Annotated in this window: 22 protein-coding genes; 12 read left to right on the top strand and 10 right to left on the bottom strand. The window is 64.0% G+C overall.

Annotated elements, in window-relative coordinates; genetic code table 11:
- Positions 1-8 precede the first annotated feature (8 nt).
- From zapE to AC1DPX_RS05570, 3 genes are all read right to left on the bottom strand, one after another.
- Positions 9-1,226, bottom strand: a complete 1,218-nt coding sequence (zapE, locus tag AC1DPX_RS05580) for a cell division protein ZapE (protein WP_477235132.1) — start codon at positions 1,224-1,226, stop codon at positions 9-11.
- 78 nt (positions 1,227-1,304) lie between these two features.
- On the bottom strand, positions 1,305-1,844 hold the full coding sequence (locus AC1DPX_RS05575; protein WP_477235130.1) for a protease inhibitor Inh/omp19 family protein: 540 nt from the start codon (positions 1,842-1,844) through the stop codon (positions 1,305-1,307).
- A 217-nt stretch (positions 1,845-2,061) separates the two neighbouring features.
- Entirely contained in the window at positions 2,062-3,483 is a 1,422-nt protein-coding gene (locus tag AC1DPX_RS05570; RefSeq protein ID WP_477235128.1) for a hypothetical protein, read from the bottom strand.
- A 167-nt stretch (positions 3,484-3,650) separates the two neighbouring features.
- On the opposite strand from AC1DPX_RS05570, the gene AC1DPX_RS05565 reads away from it, so the two are divergent.
- The 9 genes from AC1DPX_RS05565 to AC1DPX_RS05525 all read left to right on the top strand — a co-directional run bounded on the left by AC1DPX_RS05565 (position 3,651) and on the right by AC1DPX_RS05525 (position 11,905).
- Complete coding sequence (locus AC1DPX_RS05565) at positions 3,651-4,670, top strand: MBL fold metallo-hydrolase (RefSeq protein WP_202357187.1); 1,020 nt, start codon at positions 3,651-3,653, stop codon at positions 4,668-4,670.
- A 68-nt stretch (positions 4,671-4,738) separates the two neighbouring features.
- Entirely contained in the window at positions 4,739-5,305 is a 567-nt protein-coding gene (locus AC1DPX_RS05560) for a DUF2059 domain-containing protein (RefSeq protein ID WP_202357186.1), read from the top strand.
- A gap of 96 nt (positions 5,306-5,401) precedes the next feature.
- Positions 5,402-5,563 carry a DUF1328 family protein gene (locus AC1DPX_RS05555; protein WP_010912345.1) on the top strand — a complete coding sequence of 54 codons (162 nt, stop codon included), beginning with the start codon at positions 5,402-5,404 and terminating at the stop codon, positions 5,561-5,563.
- Positions 5,564-5,770: 207 nt separating this feature from the next.
- Positions 5,771-6,655, top strand: a complete 885-nt coding sequence (gene dapF / locus AC1DPX_RS05550) for a diaminopimelate epimerase (protein WP_202357185.1) — start codon at positions 5,771-5,773, stop codon at positions 6,653-6,655.
- On the top strand, positions 6,655-7,995 hold the full coding sequence (mtaB, locus tag AC1DPX_RS05545) for a tRNA (N(6)-L-threonylcarbamoyladenosine(37)-C(2))-methylthiotransferase MtaB (RefSeq protein ID WP_202357184.1): 1,341 nt from the start codon (positions 6,655-6,657) through the stop codon (positions 7,993-7,995). Before dapF ends, mtaB begins: the two co-directional genes overlap by 1 nt.
- A gap of 12 nt (positions 7,996-8,007) precedes the next feature.
- On the top strand, positions 8,008-9,978 hold the full coding sequence (ftsY, locus tag AC1DPX_RS05540; RefSeq protein WP_477235126.1) for a signal recognition particle-docking protein FtsY: 1,971 nt from the start codon (positions 8,008-8,010) through the stop codon (positions 9,976-9,978).
- 45 nt (positions 9,979-10,023) lie between these two features.
- Complete coding sequence (locus AC1DPX_RS05535) at positions 10,024-10,698, top strand: septation protein A (protein ID WP_477235124.1); 675 nt, start codon at positions 10,024-10,026, stop codon at positions 10,696-10,698.
- A 16-nt stretch (positions 10,699-10,714) separates the two neighbouring features.
- Positions 10,715-11,335, top strand: a complete 621-nt coding sequence (locus tag AC1DPX_RS05530) for a pyridoxamine 5'-phosphate oxidase family protein (RefSeq protein ID WP_202357181.1) — start codon at positions 10,715-10,717, stop codon at positions 11,333-11,335.
- A 39-nt stretch (positions 11,336-11,374) separates the two neighbouring features.
- Complete coding sequence (locus AC1DPX_RS05525; RefSeq protein WP_477235122.1) at positions 11,375-11,905, top strand: NADPH-dependent FMN reductase; 531 nt, start codon at positions 11,375-11,377, stop codon at positions 11,903-11,905.
- Positions 11,906-11,954: 49 nt separating this feature from the next.
- On the opposite strand, the gene AC1DPX_RS05520 is transcribed toward AC1DPX_RS05525, so the two are convergent.
- Both AC1DPX_RS05520 and AC1DPX_RS05515 read right to left on the bottom strand, forming a co-directional pair.
- Positions 11,955-12,161, bottom strand: a complete 207-nt coding sequence (locus AC1DPX_RS05520) for a tautomerase family protein (RefSeq protein ID WP_095788943.1) — start codon at positions 12,159-12,161, stop codon at positions 11,955-11,957.
- Positions 12,162-12,323: 162 nt separating this feature from the next.
- Positions 12,324-13,244 (bottom strand): SMP-30/gluconolactonase/LRE family protein, encoded by a 921-nt coding sequence (locus AC1DPX_RS05515; RefSeq protein ID WP_202357179.1) that lies wholly within the window; start codon positions 13,242-13,244, stop codon positions 12,324-12,326.
- Between the two features lie 294 nt (positions 13,245-13,538).
- Between AC1DPX_RS05515 and AC1DPX_RS05510 the strand changes: the two genes are divergently transcribed.
- Positions 13,539-13,706 carry a hypothetical protein gene (locus AC1DPX_RS05510; protein ID WP_019862058.1) on the top strand — a complete coding sequence of 56 codons (168 nt, stop codon included), beginning with the start codon at positions 13,539-13,541 and terminating at the stop codon, positions 13,704-13,706.
- A gap of 177 nt (positions 13,707-13,883) precedes the next feature.
- On the opposite strand, the gene AC1DPX_RS05505 is transcribed toward AC1DPX_RS05510, so the two are convergent.
- From AC1DPX_RS05505 to ccmA, 4 genes are all read right to left on the bottom strand, one after another.
- Complete coding sequence (locus AC1DPX_RS05505) at positions 13,884-14,462, bottom strand: DsbE family thiol:disulfide interchange protein (protein ID WP_477235120.1); 579 nt, start codon at positions 14,460-14,462, stop codon at positions 13,884-13,886.
- Positions 14,459-14,632 (bottom strand): heme exporter protein CcmD, encoded by a 174-nt coding sequence (ccmD, locus tag AC1DPX_RS05500; RefSeq protein ID WP_202357177.1) that lies wholly within the window; start codon positions 14,630-14,632, stop codon positions 14,459-14,461. Before ccmD ends, AC1DPX_RS05505 begins: the two co-directional genes overlap by 4 nt.
- Positions 14,633-14,793: 161 nt before the next feature.
- On the bottom strand, positions 14,794-15,459 hold the full coding sequence (gene ccmB, locus AC1DPX_RS05495) for a heme exporter protein CcmB (protein ID WP_202357176.1): 666 nt from the start codon (positions 15,457-15,459) through the stop codon (positions 14,794-14,796).
- Positions 15,459-16,097 (bottom strand): heme ABC exporter ATP-binding protein CcmA, encoded by a 639-nt coding sequence (gene ccmA / locus AC1DPX_RS05490; RefSeq protein ID WP_477235118.1) that lies wholly within the window; start codon positions 16,095-16,097, stop codon positions 15,459-15,461. The genes ccmB and ccmA overlap by 1 nt, the downstream gene beginning before the upstream one ends.
- Before the next feature lie 285 nt (positions 16,098-16,382).
- Here ccmA and acnA point away from each other — a divergent pair, with 285 nt between their 5' ends.
- Positions 16,383-19,073: an aconitate hydratase AcnA gene (gene acnA, locus AC1DPX_RS05485; RefSeq protein ID WP_202357174.1), complete on the top strand. Its 2,691-nt coding sequence runs from the start codon at positions 16,383-16,385 to the stop codon at positions 19,071-19,073.
- Between the two features lie 127 nt (positions 19,074-19,200).
- On the opposite strand, the gene AC1DPX_RS05480 is transcribed toward acnA, so the two are convergent.
- Positions 19,201-19,887, bottom strand: a complete 687-nt coding sequence (locus AC1DPX_RS05480) for a ceramidase domain-containing protein (protein WP_477235116.1) — start codon at positions 19,885-19,887, stop codon at positions 19,201-19,203.
- A 178-nt stretch (positions 19,888-20,065) separates the two neighbouring features.
- On the opposite strand from AC1DPX_RS05480, the gene AC1DPX_RS05475 reads away from it, so the two are divergent.
- The gene (locus AC1DPX_RS05475) at positions 20,066-20,851 is read left to right on the top strand and encodes a DUF1223 domain-containing protein (RefSeq protein ID WP_477235114.1); all 786 of its coding nucleotides are present in this window, start codon (positions 20,066-20,068) and stop codon (positions 20,849-20,851) included.
- Positions 20,852-21,372: the final 521 nt, after the last annotated feature.

Raw genomic sequence — 21,372 nt, 5'->3', positions numbered from 1 at the left:
TCCGCTGCTTAGGGCGACGAAGGCAGGGCCTGAGCCCGCGGCGCCTCGGCCGGCGGCGCCTTTTCTTTCCGCCGCTCCGCCCAGTCCTCCAGCCAGTCGCGGCTCTGCATCTCGATCAGGCGTGAGGCCGTGCGTTCGAACTCGAACACTTCGACGCCGCGCTTGGCCACATAGAGCTCTTGCGGCGCCGCCTCGGCGCTCACCACCAGCCGCACGTGATGATCGTAAAGCGTGTCGATCAACAGGATGAAGCGCTTGGCCTCGTTGCGCTTGCCTTCGCCCAGCACCGGCACATGGTCGATGAAAACGGTCGAGAAGCGTCCTGCGATGGCCAGGAAATCGCGCGCGCCGAGTGGTTTTTCGCAGAGATCGGCGAAGGAAAACCGCGCCGCGTCTCCCGCAGCGGCCGGCACCACCACCTGCCGGCCCTTCAATGTCAGCGAGGTCGCTTCTGTCGGCGCGCCGCGCGTCATCGTCCGCCAGGCCTCGTCGAGCAATTTGTCGGCCGCTTCATCGGCCGGCGTGACATAGACCGGCGTGCGGGCGAGCTTTTCCAGCCGGTAATCCTTGTCGCTGTCGAGTGACAGCACCTGCGCGTGCCGCTCCAGAATGCCGATGAACGGCAGGAACAGCTGGCGGTTGAGCCCATCGCGGTAGAGATTTTCCGGCGCCACGTTCGAGGTGGCGATCAACACCACGCCATTGGCGAACAGCGCCGAAAACAGCCTGGACAGGATCATTGCGTCGGCAATGTCGGTGACCGAGAATTCGTCGAAGCACAGCACCCAGGCCTGCTCGGCCAGCGCCTTGGCCACCGGCGGGATCGGATCGTCCTCTTTGACGTCGCCATTCTTGCGCGCCTGCCGGTGCTTCTGGATGCGGTCCTGCACGTCGGCCATGAAGTCGTTGAAATGCACGCGGCGCTTGCGCCGGACCGGCAGCAGCTCGAAGAACATGTCCATCAGCATGGTCTTGCCGCGGCCGACGCCGCCATGGATGTAGAGGCCCTTGACGATGTCCCGCGTCTCGCGCTTGCGGGCGAACAGCCAGCCCAGCGCACTGGATTTGTGCGCCAGCCGTTTTGCCGAGATTTCCGATGTCAGCCGGTCGAGTGCCGCGGCGATGCGTTCCTGCGTCGGATCGCGTTCGATCGCGCCGGTCTCCACCAGATGGTCGTAGCGCTGCCTGACGGTCGCATGGGTCTGGAGGCCGTCACGCAGATGCATCGGTCACGTCGTTTGTTCTATGCATGTCGCCGTCCCAAAGGGGGGACCTTCTGGACGACATGCATTGAGAAGTCGGGCCTACCTTGTAAGCGAGATCGGCTGCCCGTTGGAAGTCTGGCCGTCGAATTTCGAGCCGCCCGAGGAATAGAGCCGCGCCAGCGAGCCGCCATTCTCATCGTAAAGCGTCAGCTGCTTGCCGGCGACGTTCCACGACTTGATGCCGTCGATCGGCGCGGGGCAATGCAGCGGCCCGGCGCGGAAGCCGGCGCCGAACTTGGTCTGCGGCGTCGCGATCTTGCAGCTCTGGCCGGACACGCTGGCGTTCCAGACGCCGGCGACGCTTGCCGCGCTGAGATCCGAAGCTCCGGCGGGCGCTTGGCCGTCGGGCGGCAAGGATGCAACCTGCGTGTTCGCCGGCGCGGTTGGGAACTTCGACGGGTCGGTGGCGCCCGGCGAAGCCGGTGGCGGCAGCTGGTTGGCGGTCACCTGGCCAGCCGGCGCCGGCTGCAGCGGCGCCGGCTGCTGGTCGTCCATAGACGAGAAGCGTGAGGTTGAGCAGCCGCTCGCAACGAGCGTCGCCAGCGATACGGCCACCAGACCGCTTTTCGAAAAATTCATTACAACCTCCGTCGGATCCGGCTGGGGGGAATGCCGTCCGCGCAATATCACCCTCCACCAAGATGGAGAAGGTGGCGAAATTTCAACCCGATATGGTTAAAATAGGGTTTGCGGCAAGATTGTTGCAAATTTATCGCAAAATACCTGCCGGCCAAAAGTCCATTTTCTCAAAGGGCGCTCGGGCGGCGTCGATCCTTATTGCCGGCTCCTGCCCGGGCTAGCGCGGATCGAAGCGGTAGAGTGGTTGCGCAAGAGCCACTGCTGGCCGCAGGAGATCGGCGCATCGGCGGTCCAGCGCGAGCGCCATTTCATGAGTTCGCAGCAGCGCCGTCTTCCAGTCATCGGCTGTTTTTAGCAAAGCCAAGGCATCTGAAGGGCGGTCGGCTGCGATCATGACATCCGCCGCGACGACGCGATCTTGCGGAGAGACCGGTTCGCCAGCCTTCAGCTTGGTGGCCAATCCGACCCACTGTTCCCAGGGGAAGGCGGCTGCGAGCTGTTGCGGACGAGGTGGCGGTTGCACCGCACCACCTTGCATGAAGGGCGCCAGGGCAAACCGCGTCAACGCCCTTTCGACGAAAGACTCCGCTGTTTCGCCCCGCATTTCGGAAACCCCAAAGCCAGCCAAGATATTCTCCCGCTCCTTGCGGCCGAGAATATAGTCGAGCCCATCGAGCATGGCAGCCGTGACGGCATCGGGATTGTTGATCGGGTCGAACTGTTTTGCTTCAATGCGCGCGTTGAGGGCTTCGGCCACTGTTGTGCCGACGCGCAGGTCACCGCTGTAATTTATCACCTGCAGCAGCATCGCGGTTTGAGGAACATTCGCAACAAGGCGCCCGATAGTGCGCAGAACCGAACCCATGCCATTCTTGCGGTCGATCGCCTGGACCTCTGCCGGCTGCCTGGAAATATCGAAGGAAGGACGAAGATCAGCGACGTACAGCGCCTCGCGTATCAATTGCGCGCGAGCGTCCTTTTCGGCCGCGGCCGGAAGCCGATCGAGATATGCGACATAATCGGCGAGATCATCCTGGGTTGCCCGCAACCGAAGCGCCAGCCGCCAAAGGCCAGCATCTTCCGCCCTTTTGGCAAAGCGCGACTTCGCCTCATCATCGAGGTCGGCAAGGGCCGGCGCGATCCCCTCCATGGCGGCCCATGCATTGTAGCCATCGGATGTCTGCCAGCGCGCGACTTCACCCAGCAGCCAGTCGCCACCATCCTCGGTGACAAGCGCGCGCCAGGCAGATGGGCCAAGCTCAGGCACAATGGAATTCGCGTTGGGTTGCGGTTGTATGCCGGCAAGCATCGCTGCCCGCTCCGGCGTCGTTGCGTGGGCGAGCCTCAGTTCGACAATGCGCAGCGGCGGATGGCTGCGTTTCTCCAAGTCAGCCAGAAGCGCCAAGCCCTCGGCATGGCTGAGATCGCCATAGCGTATCTTCAGATAAGCGGCGTCGTCGCCGAAACGATCGCGCCAGAAATTCGGGAATTTTGCCGGCTCTGCGAGCAGAAAATCGGCCGCTGCCATGATGGTTGGCGCATGGCTGCAAGCACTGGGCTTGTCTTCCCGTGTCTGCCCCACAGCCATCGATGCCATCGACGCGGTTGCGATGACCACCAGAATTGCCAGCCGCCGCATGGCCAGACCCTCCTTGCGCCTGGCGATGGTACACTGAAAGGTGTGGCCGTCACCAGCACGCGAGCCTGTTGCCCACGCGCCGCGACCCAGGAATTCCGCAACGCGATGCTTGCGCCGACCGGCGCGGTACCTATGTCAAAGAGCCGAAACCCGCTGGAGCACCGAGCTTGGCCGCAGGAAAGAAAGCCGCCAACCGCTATTACAGAGGTCCGCCCAGCGACCATTTCGATGGCACCTTGTTCTTCAATCCCGGCGGCCGGATGCCTGGCCGCTTCACCGATCTCATGAAATGGCAGTTCAACGGCCAGCGCGCGAAATGGCCGGCGACCAGTCCGAGTCCCTTTCCGCAGGCAAGGCCAGCCGCGCGGGTAGACGGCTCCGTTCTGACCGTGACCATGGTCGGTCACTCCACGCTGCTGATCCAAACGGCCGGGCTGAACATCCTCACCGACCCGGTCTGGTCGCAGCGCACCTCGCCGTTTTCCTTCGCCGGGCCAAAACGCGTCAATGCGCCGGGCATCGCCTTTGACGATCTGCCGCCGATCGACCTCGTGCTGGTCAGCCACAACCATTATGACCATCTCGACCTCGCCACGCTGAAGCGGCTGAAGCAAAGACACGATCCGCTGGTGGTGACGCCGCTCGGCAACGACGTGCTGATCGGCGAGGCGGTTCCCGGCATGCGGCTGGCGGCGCATGACTGGGGCGAGCGGGTCGATATCGCAGACCGCACCGCCATCCACATCGAGCCGGCGCATCACTGGTCGGCGCGCGGCGCCCGCGACCGGCGCATGGCGCTGTGGGCCGGCTTCGTCATCGAGGCGCCGGGCGGCAAACTCTATTTCGCCGGCGACACCGGCTTCCATGACGGCATCAACTACCGGCTGATGGCGGACAAACATGGCGGCTTCCGCTTCGCCATCCTGCCGATCGGCGCCTACGAGCCGCGCTGGTTCATGGCGCCGCAGCACCAGAACCCGGACGAAGCGGTGCAAGGCATGAAGCTGTGCAAGGCCGCCTTCGCCGCCGGCTGCCACTGGGGCACTTTTCAGCTCACCGACGAACCGATGGACGAGCCGGTCCGCAAATTGGCCGAGGCGCTGGACGCCGAGGGCCTGCCGCGGGAACGCTTTCGCGCCTTGCAACCCGGCGAGGTCTGGCACGTGCCGGAGATCGAGCAGCGCTGAAATCCGTATTGGCCATTTACGGCACGATCATTTTCACAGATGGTCCGGCCAGCAAAAGGGGACCTCGGATGAAATCAATCATTGCAGCTTTGATGGTGGTGGCAATTTCTGCGCCGGCGGCTTTCGCCGGTGACATCGCGGATCGGGCCGCCGATGCCGAAAAGGCGCTGCAGGCCGGTGACGGAGCCGGTGCGCTGGAGAAATTCCGCGGCGCCGAGGAGGCCTTGTGGCAAGCGATGCCGCTCGCCGTGCAGAATGTCAAACAGGTCGATTCGGCCGGCGGCTTCGGCATCTACACCGAGCGCGCCAATCACATCTACAAGCCCGGCGAGAAGGTCGTGCTCTATATGGAGCCCGTCGGCTATGGCTATGGCTCGGACGGGCTGGGCAACAGCCAGATCGCGCTTTCCGTCGACCTCACCGTGCTTTCCGACACGGGCGATGCCCTGGGCACTTTCGAGAAGATCGGCAGCGTTCAGGTCGCTTCCCGCTCGCACAACCGCGAACTGTTCTTCAAGCTCGACCTGTCGCTCGATGGTCTGCCGGCCGGGAAATACAAGTGCAATTTCCTCATGCACGACCAGAACTCGACCAAGACGGCGCCGTTCAGCACCGACATCGAGATCGCCGGTTAGTTTTTCCGCCGACATCGCCTCGCAGGCCGGCGGGAACCCAAGCGCGACGGAAGCGTTTTCATGCGGTTCAAATCTGTCGGTTTGCGAGGCATTCCCATGATCAAATGGATCATCATTCTGCTTATCGTCGCCGCCGCGGCGAGCCTGCTCGGCATGCCGGCGCTGGCCGGAGCCGCCGCCACCGGCGCGCGTATCCTCATCGGCATCGTTCTCGTCATCTTCCTGCTGGTGGTGCTAGGCATCTTTGCCGTGACATAAGAGACCGTTTGAAACTCTGCTCTGGCGGCCAACTGAAGGCGTTTTCTGCGCTTTCGGTGCTCATGGACCAAAAGTCCGCTGCGCTCCAGTTCTCGAAACCACCATCATATGACTCGCCAGAGCGAATTTCGAAACGGTCTCCTGCACTGGTAATTCCCGCCCGTTTCCGCCATATAGCGCCAAACGGACACGGAATTTCGCGGAGCAATGGCAAGCACTGCCCCTTTCGCCAAGATGAACGGCATCGGCAACGAGATCATCGTCGCCGATATGCGCGGCCGTGCCGATCAGGTGACGGCGGCCGCAGCCCTTGCGATGAACGCGGATGCCGCGACCCGCTTCGACCAGATCATGGCGATCCACGATGCGAAGACGCCGGGCACCGCCTACTATGTCGACATCCTGAATTCCGACGGCACCAGTGCGCAGGCTTGCGGCAACGGCATGCGCTGCGTCGTCCAGGCGCTCGCCGCCGAGACCGGCCAGAAGACCTTCACCTTCGAGACGCGCGCCGGCATCCTCAACGCCCTGGAACATGCCGACGGCACGATCTCGGTCGACATGGGCATACCGCATTTCGGCTGGCAGGAGATCCCGCTGGCCGAGGAGTTCCGCGACACCCGCATGATCGAATTGCAGATCGGCCCGATCGACGCGCCGGTGCTGCACTCACCCTCCGCCGTGTCGATGGGCAACCCGCATGCGATCTTCTGGGTCGACCGCGATGTCTGGTCCTATGAGCTCGAGCGCTTCGGTCCGCTGCTCGAAAACCACCCGATCTTCCCCGAGCGCGCCAACATCACCATCGCCCAGGTGACCTCGCCCGAGAGCATGATCATCCGCACCTGGGAGCGCGGCGCCGGCCTGACCAAGGCCTGCGGCTCCGCGGCTTGCGCCTCAGTTGTGGCCGCGGCCCGCACCAGGCGCACCGGCCGCAGCGTCAACCTGCTGACCCCGGGCGGCGGCACGCTGCATGTCGAATGGCGCGATGACGACCACGTCATCCTGACCGGTGCGGCCGAATGGGAATTTTCCGGCAGCTTCGATCCCTCGACCGGCACCTGGGCCCGCGACACCGAAAGCGCGGCCTGATGTCGGTTGCTCTGTCCAGGAGCCAGGATGTCGACGGCTCCCTTTCCGAGGCCCCCAGCCGCATCGACGTGGTGACCTTCGGCTGCCGGCTGAACACCTATGAATCCGAAGTGATGCGGCGCGAGGCCGAAAGCGCCGGGCTCGGCGCGCTGCAAGGCGGCGCCGTGATCTTCAACACCTGCGCCGTCACCGGCGAGGCGGTGCGCCAGGCCAAACAGGCGATCCGCAAGGCGCGCCGCGACAACCCGCAGGCGCGCATCATCGTCACCGGCTGCGCCGCCCAGACCGAGCCCGAAAAATTCGCCGCCATGGACGAGGTCGATCTCGTGCTTGGCAATGAGGAGAAGCTGAAGGCAAACTCGTACCGCGCGCTGCCGGATTTCGGCGTCAACGACACCGAGAAAGCCCGCGTCAACGATATCTTCTCGGTGCGCGAGACCGCCGGTCATATGGTCGACGCCATCGAGGGCCGGGCGCGCGCCTTCGTCCAGGTGCAGAATGGCTGCGACCACCGCTGCACCTTCTGCATCATCCCTTACGGCCGCGGCAATTCGCGCTCGGTGCCGATGGGCGCCGTGGTCGAGCAGGTCAAGCGGCTCGCCGGCAACGGCTATGCCGAGATCGTGCTGACCGGCGTCGACATGACTTCTTTCGGCGCCGACCTGCCGGGCGCGCCGAAACTCGGCAAACTGGTGAAGACCATTTTGAAGCAGGTACCCGACGTGAAGCGCCTGCGGCTATCCTCGATCGATTCGATCGAGGCCGATGACGACTTGCTCGACGCCATCGCCAGCGAATCCAGGCTGATGCCGCATCTGCATCTGTCGCTGCAATCCGGCGACGACATGATCCTGAAGCGCATGAAGCGCAGGCACCTGCGCGACCAGTCGATCCGTTTCTGCGAGGATGTCCGCAAACTGCGCCCGGCAATCGTTTTCGGTGCCGACATCATCGCCGGCTTCCCGACCGAGACCGACGCGATGTTCGAGAACTCGATAAAGATCATCGAGGAATGTGGCCTGACTCACCTTCACGTGTTCCCGTTTTCACCGCGCGAAGGCACGCCCGCCGCGCGCATGCCGCAGGTCCGCCGCGAACTGGTCAAGCAGCGCGCCGCCCGCTTGCGTGCCGCCGGCGAGGCCGCGTATCGGCGGCATCTCTCCTCGCTGCCTGGAACCCGTCAGTCGATCCTGATCGAGCGTGACGGGCTTGGCCGCACCGAAGGCTTCACGCTTGCCGCGCTCGGCACGGGCACGCCGGGCGAGATCGTCGAAGCGACAATTACTGGCCACGATGGCGCCCGGCTCAACGCAGTGCCGCTTGCCGCCCGCGCCGCCTGAGAAACGCAAAGCATGGCTGGTTTTTTCAAGAAGATATTTTCGTTCGGCAAGAAAGAGGTTGTCGAGGAGCGCGTTGACGAGACCGCCCCGCTGCCGCCGATCAAATGGGACCAGCTCGATGCGCTGAAACCGGCCGCCGAACAGGTCGTTCCGGAGTTTTTGAAGCGCGAGGAGCCCCTGCCCGAGGCGGAGGTCGCGCTGACCGAGCCAGAACCAGCGCCTCACCCTCCCCTGGAAGGTCGCCACGAAGTGGCGGGGAGGGGTGATGGCGCAGACATCGACGCCAGTGCCAGTCACCCCCACCCCCAAGCTACGCTTGGGATCTCCCCCATCGAGGGGGAGGTAAAGAGTGCGCCGGCGCCTGTTGAAGAGCCGGCACCCGAACCCGCTCCATCCATTCCGGCTCAGCCGGAGCCAGTCGTTCCGTCTGAACCGGAACCGCTGCCTGAGCCCGCGCCGGTCGAAGAACCGGCACCCGCGCCAAAACCAGAGCCGCAGGCACCTGAGGAAATTCCGCTTCCTCCCGCCGCCCCGGAGCCCGCTCCCGAGCCGCAGCCGCAAGAAGTTCCTGCTCCGTCACCAGCCGAGCCGGAGATTGCACCGCCGCGCCCGGAAGGGCAGCCCGAACCGGCGCCGATCGAAGTGCCGGCCCCGCCTGCCGAGATTCCGGTCGAAACACCGGCACCGGTCGAGGTGCCACCACCGGCCTCGCCTGTAGTGCAGCCAACTTCGGAGATTAGCGCCGCCCCCCATCCGCCTGCCGGCACCTTCTCCCCGTATAGGGACGGGGAGAAGGAAGAAGCGCCGACGCCCCACCCTCCCCTCGATGGGGAGGGTCGCCACGAAGTGGCGGGGAGGGGTGACAGCGCCGACGCTGGCACCAGTCACCCCCACCCCCAAGCTGCGCTTGGGACCTCCCCCATCGACGGGGAGGTAAAGCGCACGCCCGTCGCGCCACCTGTCCCACAACCACAGCCCGAGCCGAAACCCTCTCCCGGCAAGGTGACCGTCGCCAAAAAAGTCGAGCAGAAGGCCGAGCCGGTAAAAGCGCCGGAGCCGGCGCCGCGGCGCTCCTGGTTCCAGCGTATGCGGGACGGGCTTGCCCGTTCGTCGCGCGAACTGACCGGCAACATCGCCGGCGTCTTCACCAAGCGCAAGCTGGACGAAGAGACGCTGCAGGATCTGGAGGACGTGCTGATCCGGGCCGACCTCGGCATGGAAACCGCGCTTCGTATCACCGACGCGCTGGCCGCCAGCCGCTACGGCAAGGATGTCTCCGATACGGATGTCCGCACCGTCATGGCGGCCGAGGTGGAGAAGGTGCTGACCCCGGTCGCCCGGCCGCTGGAGCTCGACCTCTCGCACAAGCCGCATGTCATCCTGGTGGTCGGCGTCAACGGCACCGGCAAGACCACGACCATCGGCAAGCTGGCGGCAAAACTGACCGATGGCGGCCTGTCGGTGATGCTTGCCGCCGGCGACACCTTTCGCGCTGCCGCCATCGAACAGCTGAAGATCTGGGGCGAGCGCACGAAATCGCCCGTCATCGCCTCCAAGCTCGGCGCCGACGCCGCCGGCCTCGCTTACGATGCCTTCGAGAAGGCGAAGGAGGCCGGCTCCGACGTGCTGATCATCGACACCGCCGGCCGTCTGCAGAACAAGACCGAGCTGATGGCGGAACTGGAAAAGATCGTGCGCGTGCTGGGCAAGCTCGACCCGGAAGCGCCGCACACCGTGCTGCAGACGGTCGACGCCACCACCGGCCAGAACGCGCTCAACCAGGTCGAGATCTTCCGCAACATCGCCGGCGTCAACGGCCTGGTGATGACCAAGCTGGACGGCACGGCGCGCGGCGGTATTCTGGTGGCGATCGCGGCAAAGCACAAATTGCCGGTCTATTTCATCGGCGTCGGCGAACAGGTCGACGACCTCGAACCTTTCTCGGCAAGCGAATTCGCCAGGGCGATCGCTGGAGTGGCGTAACGGCATGATCCCTTTTCAAGGGGATTGCGCGTAAGAAGGAAGATCATGAACCCACCCATTCTCGAACGCGATCCGTCCGACCCGCAAAAAGAGAAGAAGGAAGGCGTGAACCCCGTGCTCAAGCTGGTGCTGGAGCTTGGACCCCTGCTGGTGTTCTTCTTCGCCAATGCGCGCGGCGAGTGGCTGGTGCAGAAATTCCCTGTTCTGGGCGAATTCGGCGGCCCGATCTTCGTCGCCACCGGCCTGTTCATGGCCGCGACCGCGATCGCGCTGATCGCCTCGTGGCTGCTGACGCGCACCTTGCCGATCATGCCGATGGTCTCGGGCGTCGTCGTCTTCATCTTCGGCGCGCTGACGCTCTATCTGCAGGACGACATCTTCATCAAGATGAAACCCACCATCGTCAACACGCTGTTCGGCGGCGTGCTGCTTGGCGGCCTGTTCTTCGGCAGGTCGCTGCTCGGCTATGTCTTCGATTCTGCCTTCAAGCTCGATGCCGAGGGCTGGCGCAAGCTCACCTTCCGCTGGGGCCTGTTCTTCCTGTTCCTGGCCATCGTCAACGAAGTGGTGTGGCGCAATTTTTCCACCGACGCCTGGGTTACCTTCAAGGTCTGGGGCATCATGCCGATCACGCTTCTGTTCACCTTCAGCCAGATGCCGCTGATCCTGCGCCATTCGCTGGACGACAAGGCAGGCGGGGAAGAGAAGGCCGGCAAGTAGTCAAATAGGGGGAGCCATGGAATTCGTCACCACACGCGAGGAATTGCGGACGATCTACAAGACGCCGCGCCCGACCGACGGCTCGATCCGCAAGGAATTGAAGGCGCTCGACGGCCACTGCCGCTCCTTCATCGGCAAGAGCCCGTTCGTGCTGATCGGCTCGTCCGACGGCGAAGGCAATGCCGACGTGACGCCGAAGGGCGACAAACCCGGCTTCGCTGCCGTTCTCGACGACAGGACCATCGCCATCCCCGACCGGCCCGGCAACAACCGGCTGGACACGCTGGAGAACATCCTGCGCAATCCCTCGGTTGGCCTGCTCTTCCTGATCCCCGGCATGAACGAGACGCTGCGCGTCAATGGCGACGCCCGCATCACCGTCGACGCCGGTTTGCGCGAGCGCCTCGCCGTCGACGGCAAGGCGCCGCAAAGCGTCGTCGTGGTTACGGTCAAGGCGGCCTACATGCATTGCGCCAAGGCCTTCATGCGCTCCGATCTGTGGAAACCGGAGAGCTGGTACGACCGCGCGACGCTTCCAACACTTGGCCAGATCCTGCGCGACCAGCTGGTTGTTGCCGAGTCGGCCGATGCGACCGACCGCTGGCTCGACGAGGAATACAAGCAGACGATGTGGTAGTTTTTTCGGACGACGATTCGTCCTGACTGGTTCCACACCTTGCTGAACATCCTTGCCATCTCCGGCAGCCTGCGCGCGGCCTCCACCAATTCGGCCCTGGTCGCGGCACTGGCGCGCAACGCGCCTTCGGGTTGCCGCCTCGCCGTCTATGACGGGCTCGGCCGCCTGCCGATCTTCAACCCCGACGACGAGGGCGAACGCACGCCGCGCGAATCCGCCGCCCTGATCGACGCCGTCACCGGCGCCGACGGCATCATCGTCTCCTGTCCCGAATATGCCCATGGCGTGCCGGGCGGGCTGAAGAACGCGCTCGACTGGCTGGTCTCACGCGACGCAGCGGTCGCCAAGCCTGCCATGCTGGCTCATGCCTCCCCGCGCTCGCTGTTCGCCCGTGCCGCCTTGGCCGAGATCATGCGGACGATGTCGTTCGCGATGTATGAGGTCGGGCTGGAGATCGCCCTGCTCGGCAAGAAGCCGCCGGAGGTGGAGGCTATTCTGGCCGAGCCGGGAAATGTGCTGGCGATGCGCGATGCGGTGCAGGGCTTCGCGAATTTCATTCGCTCGCGTTGAGCGGCGGCCTCTCTTCCTTCTCCCCTTGTGGGAGAAGGAAGACGCGCAGCTACCTCTTCCGCAGCGTCTCGACATCGGTCTTGCCGACATACCAGTCGCGGGCGTTGACCTCTTCGAAAACCACCCAGACATCGTCATTGCCGAGCCCGGTGGCCTCCATGATGGCCGCCGTCACTTTCTTGGCGATGTCAGCCTTCTTGCCTGCCGGATCGGCGGCGATCACTTCCTTGACGATGCGGATGTTGACGAATGGCATGACGACCTCCCCTTGAATTGTGTCTGATACCGGCAAGAGACTGCTTCGATATCCTCTCCGGAGAACTGGATGACGGCAGCTCCGGCGGCCGAGGCGCGACTGGCGCCACTTGTATGCGCAGCAACGCCATCAAGACTCGCCGCAGAAGCGTTTCGAGCAGTCTCAAAAAGTCTTGGCCCCGTTCACCATCAGCCGCACCGAATAGAGCGAGGTGGTGCCGGCGATGTAGAGGCAGTTCAGCTTGGCGCCGCCGAACACGCAATTGGCGGTCACCTCCGGCACCTTGACCTTGCCGATCAGCGTGCCATCCGGATCGTAGCAATGGATGCCGTCGGCGGCACTGGTCCAGATGCGTCCGTCGGCGTCGAGCCGGAAACCGTCGAACAGGCCGGCGGTGCAGTCGGCGAAGACCTTGCCGCCGGACACTTTCTTGCCGTGCTTGCCGACGTTGAACACCCGCATATGCGCGGGATTCTCGGCGCCATGCGTGCGGCCGGTGTCGACGACATAGAGCAGGCTTTCGTCCACCGAGAAGGCGAGCCCGTTGGGTCGCACCATATCGGTGATGACCGCCTCGATCTCACCGCTGTCGGGGTCGACCCGGTAGACGTAGCAGGCACCGATCTCGCTCTCGGCCTTGTCGCCCTCATAGTCGGTGTCGATGCCGTAGGTCGGGTCGGTGAACCAGATCGAGCCGTCGGACCTCACCACCACGTCATTGGGTGAATTCAGCCGCTTGCCCTTCCATTTGGCGGCAATGGTGGTGACCGAGCCGTCATATTCGGTGCGGCTGACGCGGCGCCCCGAATGCTCGCAGGTGACCAGACGGCCCTGCCGGTCGACGGTGTTGCCGTTGGAATTGCCCGACGGCTGGCGGAAGACGCTGACGCTGCCGTCGGTCTCGTCATAGCGCAGCATGCGGTTGTTCGGGATATCGGACCAGACTACATAACGGCCGGCGGCGAACCAGGCCGGCCCTTCCGCCCAGCGGCATCCGGTGAACAGCTTCTCCACCTGCGCGTTGCCGTTGAACAGCCGCGCAAAGCGCGGATCGAGAATTTCGTAATAGTCTGCGGCCGCCATGCATTTCCTCCCGGCATCACGTGATGCCGGATCAAGCCAGCCCGCGATCGATCTGGCAAGACGCGGCCTTCGCAATTTGTATGACAAAACGGAGAGGAACCCGCCGCCCGGGCAATTCCAGCCCTCGAGCGTCCAGCCACCGCACCTTAGGGTTCGATTAACCGGCTATGCGCTCCATGCAATGGTGCATTGCAACATCTTCTTTTTGCAACGCACCAATCCTATGTCATGTTCCGTATCGATCAAGGGAGGAAGAAACCGGCCGCCAGAACGCGGCACGAAAGGAACCTTGCTATGATCTTCAACGATCTCATGACCCGCGCTCGCAACAACATCGCCAAGCGCAAGCACTACAACCGCCTCGTCGCCGAAATCGACAGCTTCTCCAGCCGCGATCTGGCCGACATGCGCGCCGACCGCTCGGAAATGCTCTACCAGATCCACAAGCAGATCTACGGCTGAGTCTGGCTGGAGGGAGTCCCCCTCACCCGGATTGCCAAGACCAAATTGCAACCGCAATTTGGGGCAATCCGACCTCTCCCCGGGGGAGAGGAGCTGTATCGCGCCGACGCCTCCTCTTCTCCCCCACGGGGAGAAGGTGGCCGCGTAGCGGCCGGATGAGGGGCCTGGCGCTAGCGTCTAACCCGGAACCGCAAGCGCCTTGTCGATCTGCGGCAGCAAAAGATCCCGTGCCGCTTCCGCCGTCAGCGGGCCGACATGCTTGTAGGCGATCTTGCCGTCCTTGCCGATGACGAAGGTTTCCGGCACGCCGTAGACCCCCCAGTCGATCGCCGCGCGGCCGGCTTCGTCGACGCCGATGGCCTGGAACGGATTGCCGAGGTCACCGAGGAACCGGCGGGCATTTTCCGGCCGGTCTTTATAATTCAACGCCGCCATTACGAACCGCTTGTCCTGCGACAGCGCCAGGAGCACCGGATGCTCTTCCCGGCACGGCGCGCACCACGACGCAAACACATTGACCAGCGTGACCTTGCCGGCGAACGCCCTGGAATCGAGCCCTGGCAGGTTTGACCCTTCCAGCGCCGGCAGATTGGTCTGCGGCGCCGGCAGGCCGATCAGCGCCGAAGGCACTTCGGAAACATCGCGGCCGGAAAGCAGCTGTGACAGGAACAGGCCGGCCAAACCGAGGAAGACCAGCAGCGGCAACAGCACGAACAGGCGGCGACCGCGCGTCGGTGTTTCTGTCTCGCTGCTCACGACTTCTCTACCTCCGCCTTGTCGGAACGCCGCCGCACGCCCGCTGCTTCCAGCTCGGCGAGATCGCGCTTGCGCCCCTTTTGGTCGAGCAGGATCCAGCCGATCAGCCCGGCCAGCACAACCGCCGTGATGCCATAGGCGGCCGTGACATAGAGTGCGTGCACACTCATGGCCGCCGCCCCATCGGCGCGCCTCTTTCCAGCCGTCTGCCTCGTTCGATCATGCTTTCCCTTAGCGACATGCCCATGGCTCCGCAACGCACCGTGGTTTCAAACATAAGTGGCCGCCGCGCCGCCGCCCTTGATGTCGCGCAAACCATGCCAAACCTCGCTCAATCGGTTCCATGCCGCAGCGCCAGTGCCGCTGATACCGGCCCCAGCACGGCAAGAAACAGCGTCAGCGCGGCAAGAATGAGGAAGGGCTGCAGGAAAGGATCGGGATCGGCCGTCGCGCCATAGCTCGCCGAAACGCCGAAGATCAGCACCGGTATGGTCAAGGGCAGCACCAGCACCGAGATCAACAGCCCGCCGCGCGGCAGCGCCACCGACACCGCGGCACCCGCGGCGCCGATGAAGGTGATGGCCGGCGTGCCGACCAGCAGCGTCAGCGCCGTCGCTCCGATGCCGAGCGGCTCCATGTTCATGAACAGGCCGAGCAGCGGCGCGGCGATCACCAGCGGCAAGACGCTGCCCGCCCAATGCGCCAGGCATTTCACCAGCACCGTCAGCGCCAGCATGTGCCGGTCGTTGCCCAGCACCAGGAGATCGAGCGAGCCGTCCTCGCGGTCGGCCTGGAACAGCCGGTCGAGCCCGAGCAGACAGGAAAGCAGCGCGCCGATCCACAGTATCGCCGGCCCGATGCGGGCAAGCAGCTTCAGGTCCGGCCCGACGCCGAACGGGATGGTGGCGATGACGGCGAGGAAGAAGATGACGCCGGTCAGCGCGCCACCGCCGGCGCGGATGTTGAGGCGGATGTCACGCAGCAGGAGGGACCACATTACGATGTGGTCCCCTGTTGAGGACGGCGTTCTGTGGCGCCCCCCATCACCAATTCCTCAGCCCTATCCAGCCCCAGCGGCAGATGCGTCGCCGCAACAATCATCCCACCTCCGGTGCAATGCTTCGCCATCAACCCGGCGAACCGCGCCTCCGACGCCTTGTCCAATCCCGCCGTCGGCTCGTCGAGCAACCACAGCGGCCGGTGACTGACCAAAAGCTTGGCGATCGCCGCGCGCCGCCTTTGCCCGGTCGAGAGATATCCGAACGGCAGATGGCCGATGCCGCCGAGCCCGACCGTGTCCAGCGCCTCTTCGACGCTCGAATCGCCACTGCCGTTGAAGTCGCGCCAGAACCGCAGGTTTTCCGTGACACTCAGCGCCGTCTTCATTGCATTCTGATGGCCGAGATAGTGGCAAGCCGAGGCAACAGACGGAAAGTCTTCGCCGCCGCCGTCGAGCAGCAGCCGGCCTTCGGCCTTCGGCAGCAGCCCGGCGACGATCCGGAGCAGGGTCGATTTGCCCGATCCGTTCGGTCCGGTGACGACCAGCGCCTGGCCTGGATCGAGCGCAAAGCCGATGCCGGAAAAAACCGCCTCGCCACCGCGTTCGCCGCCTAGATTCTCGGCGATAAGCCGCATCCCTCGCCTGCCCCGAAAACAATGTTCCGCGGTCGCTGCCGCATCGCACAAATTTGCTTTTTGACTGTCTAGAACTATTCCAGAAAATTCTCTATATGCGGTGCATCCGTGCCAGCGGTCGGCGCGGGAACAGAATTAGCGCCGAACCAGCGCACGCGCCGCCTTGAACGGCTCGGGTTGCTTGGGAACGGACAGCGGAAATGGCCGTACCCGCACCTTTGCGCGTGATTGCATGCCATCGGCGTCCGTTCCCTTTCAGGCTGAACAGACAAGGACGGATCGCACGTGTCAAAATCCCTCGATAGTTTCAATTGCCGTCGCACGCTGACCGCGGGCGGCACCGAATATGCCTATTTCGACCTCGTCGAGGCCGAGAAGAACGGCCTCACCGGCATCGCCCAGCTGCCCTATTCGATGAAGGTGCTGCTGGAGAACCTCTTGCGCAATGAGGACGGCCGATCCGTCACCAAGGAATCGATCCAGGCGGTTGCCGGCTGGCTGACCGACAAGGGCACCGCCGGCGTCGAGATCGCCTATCGCCCGGCCCGCGTGTTGATGCAGGATTTCACCGGCGTTCCTGCCGTGGTCGACCTTGCCGCCATGCGTGACGCCATGGCCTCGCTCGGCGGCGACCCGCAGAAGATCAACCCGCTGGTTCCCGTCGACCTCGTCATCGACCATTCCGTCATCGTCGACGAATTCGGCACGCCGATGGCCTTCGCCCGCAATGTCGAGCTCGAATATGAGCGTAACGAGGAACGCTACAAGTTCCTGAAATGGGGCCAGCAGGCGTTCCGCAACTTCCGCGTCGTGCCGCCCGGCACCGGCATCTGCCATCAGGTCAATCTCGAATATCTCGGCCAGGTCGTGTGGACCAACACCGAGGACGGCGAAACCACCGCCTATCCCGACACCTGCGTCGGCACCGATTCGCACACCACCATGATCAACGGCCTTGGCGTTCTCGGCTGGGGCGTCGGCGGCATCGAGGCCGAAGCGGCCATGCTCGGCCAACCGGTCTCCATGCTTCTGCCCGAAGTCATCGGCTTCCGCCTCACCGGCAAGCTCAAGGAGGGCGTCACCGCCACCGACCTCGTGCTCACCGTCACCCAGATGCTGCGCAAGAAGGGCGTCGTCGGCAAGTTCGTCGAGTTCTTCGGCCCGGGCCTGTCCAACATGACGCTCGCCGACCGCGCCACCATCGGCAACATGGCGCCGGAATATGGCGCCACCTGCGGCTTCTTCCCGGTCGATTCGGAAACCATCCGCTACCTGACGATGTCGGGCCGCGAGGAAAGCCGCATCGCGCTGGTCGAGGCCTATTCCAAGGCGCAAGGCATGTGGCGCGAGGCTGGCTCCGCCGACCCGGTCTTCACCGACCTGCTCGAACTCGAACTGAGCAGCGTCGTGCCGTCGATGGCCGGCCCCAAGCGCCCCGAGGGCCGTGTCGCGCTGGAAGGCATTCCGGCCGGCTTCGCCAAGGCGATGGAGACCGAATACAAGAAGGCGGCGGAGATCTCCAAGCGCTACGCCGTCGAAGGCACCGACCATGATCTCGGCCATGGCGACGTCGTCATCGCCGCCATCACCTCGTGCACCAACACCTCGAACCCGAGCGTGCTGATCGGCGCCGGGCTCTTGGCCCGCAACGCCAACCGCCTCGGCCTCAAGCAGAAGCCGTGGGTGAAAACCTCGCTCGCTCCCGGCAGCCAGGTGGTCGCCGAATATCTCGAAAAGTCCGGCCTGCAGAAGGAGCTCGACCAGATCGGCTTCAACCTGGTCGGCTTCGGCTGCACCACCTGCATCGGCAATTCCGGCCCGCTGCCGGCGCCGATCTCCAAGACCATCAACGATAAGGGTTTGATTGCCGCCGCGGTCCTGTCCGGCAACCGCAACTTCGAAGGCCGCGTCTCACCCGACGTGCAGGCCAACTACCTGGCGTCGCCGCCGCTGGTCGTGGCGCACGCGCTGGCCGGCACCGTCACCAAGGATCTCACCACCGAACCGCTCGGCGAGGACAAGGACGGCAATCCGGTCTACCTCAAGGATATCTGGCCGAGCTCGGCCGAGATCCAGGAGTTCATCGAGAAGAACGTTACGCGAGAGCTATTCGCCCGCAAATATGCCGACGTCTTCAAGGGCGACGAGCACTGGCAGAAGGTGCAAGCGCCGGAAGGCCAGACCTATGCCTGGGACGACAACTCGACCTATGTGCAAAACCCGCCCTATTTCGCAGGGATGACCGCCGGTTTCGGCAAGATCGGCGACATCAAGGGCGCCCGTGTGCTCGGCCTGTTCGGCGACAAGATCACCACCGACCACATCTCGCCGGCGGGTTCGATCAAGGCCGCCTCGCCGGCCGGCAAATACCTCACCGACCATGGCGTCGGCGTTGCCGACTTCAACCAGTACGGCACGCGGCGCGGCAACCATGAGGTGATGATGCGCGGCACCTTCGCCAACATCCGCATCCGCAACCACATGCTGGGCGAGAACGGCCGCGAGGGCGGCTACACCATCCACTACCCGTCGAAGGAAGAGGAATCGATCTACGACGCAGCGATGGAATACAAGAAGGAAGGCGTGCCGCTGGTCATCTTCGCCGGCGTCGAATACGGCAACGGCTCGTCACGCGACTGGGCCGCCAAGGGCACCAATCTGCTCGGCGTCCGCGCGGTCATCGCCCAGTCCTTCGAGCGCATCCATCGCTCGAACCTGGTCGGCATGGGCGTCATCCCCTTCGTCTTCGAGGAAGGCACGTCCTGGGCCTCGCTCAACCTCAAGGGCGACGAACTGGTCGAGATCGACGGATTGAGCGCCATCAAGCCGCGCCAGACGATGACCGCCAAGGTCACCTATGGCGACGGCAGCGTGAAGAACGTGCCGATCATCTGCCGTATCGATACGCTGGACGAGCTCGACTACTTCAAGAACGGCGGCATCCTGCAGTACGTGCTGCGCGATCTTGCAGCATAACTGAGGGGAATAAGGGAGTAGGGCAGTAAGGGAGTAGGGCAAGGAACTCATCTCCCTACTGCCCTACTGCCCTACTGCCCTACTGCCCTACTGCCCTACTGCCCTACTGCCCTACTGCCCTACTGCCCTACTGCCCTACTGCCCTACTGCCTACCTTCGGCGCCCCAAACCGCGCCGTCGCCGCCAGCAGCACGCCCAGCATCAGCCCGTTGAACATGTGCCACAGGAAGTGCGTGCCGAGAGGAAAGCCGGCGCAGACCATCGGGTCGATCATCCGACAGATAGCCGACACCACGAACATCGCCGACCCCGCCAGATTGTACCAGCCGGCCCGGTTGCCGCTTGCCGCCACCCAGATGCCGAAGAAGGCGAGCGCCAGGAACGGCGGCAGGTAGCTCGTCGTGCCGTTCGATGCCTGGCGCAGCCAGTCCGGCACGGCGAAGGCAATCGCCCCGGCCACGGCATAGAAGACGACGAAGACCGCGATCGCCTTGCCCCATTCCATGCGCAGGAAGCGACGCAGATTGAACAGCGTATAGGCCAGCGTGAAGCCGGCGATCGGCAGGATGTCGGCCCAGATCATCCCCCTGGTGGCAAAGGTATGGAAGATCGTCGAGCCGATGCCGATCGCCACCACCCACCAGGCCAACACCTCGGCGAAGGTGCCGGCCTTGCATCGGCGCACTTCCCGCACGCCCCATAATCCCGCGGCAATGAAAGCGAGATTGGTCAAAGCATTTATCGGCTCGGCCCAAAGTCCAGGCCCGGTCCGCTCGCAATAGAGATCGACCGGGGTCAGGAGAATCTGCCACATGGTGTTGATGCCACTCCCGAATCGAACCGCGTCGTAAAATGCAGTGTCTCTCCTATTGCGGCCTTACATGCGGCTGCAACGGCAAAATTTCACCGCAACGTGACTTCCCGTTGACTTCCGCTTCTGCCACATATTTCTGACAATCAGAACAAAGCCGGCGCCACCGGCGGGAATTGGAATGGTCATGGCCTGGCGAAGATCACTTTGGCTGGCAGCCTTTGCGCTGGCCTTCTCGGCTTTTGCCGGTGCCGGCCATGCCGCGGAGTCCGAGAGAATCCAGGCCGATAAACCTCAATCCGACAGGCCGCTTGGCGTGGTCGAACTGTTCACCAGCCAGGGCTGCAGTTCCTGCCCCCCGGCCGATGCCTTCTTCGCCGAGCTTGCCGCCAAGGAAGATGTTGTCGCGCTCTCCTATCACGTCGACTATTGGGACTATCTCGGCTGGAAGGACACGCTGAGCCGCAAGGAAAACACCGAGCGTCAAAATGATTACATGCGCGCCTTCGGCAGCCGCTCGGTCTATACGCCGCAGGCGGTCCTCAATGGCCGCGCGCATGTCAACGGCGCCAATCGTGGCGAGGTCGACGGCGCGCTCGCCCGCATGGCGAAATCCGGCGAAGGCATGCGTGTGCCCGTCAAGGTCAGCCGCACCAGCGATCGCGTGATCATCGATGCCGGCGATGCGGGCGGCGGTCCGAACGACGCCCATGTCGTCATCGTCTATTTCGAGCCGCCGCAGACGGTCAAGATCGCCCAGGGCGAGAACTCCGGCCGCAAGATGACCTATTGGAACGCCGTCACCGGCATCCAGACCGCCGGCATGTGGCACGGCAAGGCGCAGCGCTATGAATTGCCGATGAGCGAGATCGCCAAGAAGGGCGGCTGCGCCGTGCTTCTGCAGTCTGTCGGCAAGGACGGCATGCCTGGCCCCATCCTCGGCGCCGCCTTCATCCACAAGCCGTGACGGAATTTGACGAAGCCCACCCTGTCTTCGTCATCCTGGGGCGAAGCAGGAGCGAAGCTCCGTCGGGAAGACTCCAGGATCCATGCCGTGAGGCTTGCTGTATGCAGAAGCGGTCCAGGATCGAGCGTTTCTCTCGACTCGGGCTTGATCGACGCCAGCTTGTGTGACCGCTTATTTTGAACCACCGTATTCTTCCGCCAATGTCGCGGCATGGATCCCAGGGTCTGCGCGCCGCTGTGCGTCGCTCCGCCCTGGAATGACGACAGCCCGGTCGCATCACGATCGATCCAGGCATGAAAAAACCGACGTCAGCTTGCTTCTGACGCCGGTCATTTAGGTTTGGGATCGTCGCACCCGATTTTTCCAAGGAAAAACCGAGGTTGGTTCGATCCGACGCAGACCCGTGGGCGGGGGGCTTGGGGTTTACGAGCCGGTGCCGGACCGAACCGTCTCAGGCAACGCCGGTAAATTCGTCGGACATTGGGGCATGAGCGCGGATAAAAAAAGGCAGAAATGTGGCG

The organism is Mesorhizobium sp. 01N446 (genome assembly GCF_056399285.1).
Note: the sequence above shows the minus strand (reverse complement) of the source record. Positions and strands in the feature narration are given on the sequence as shown.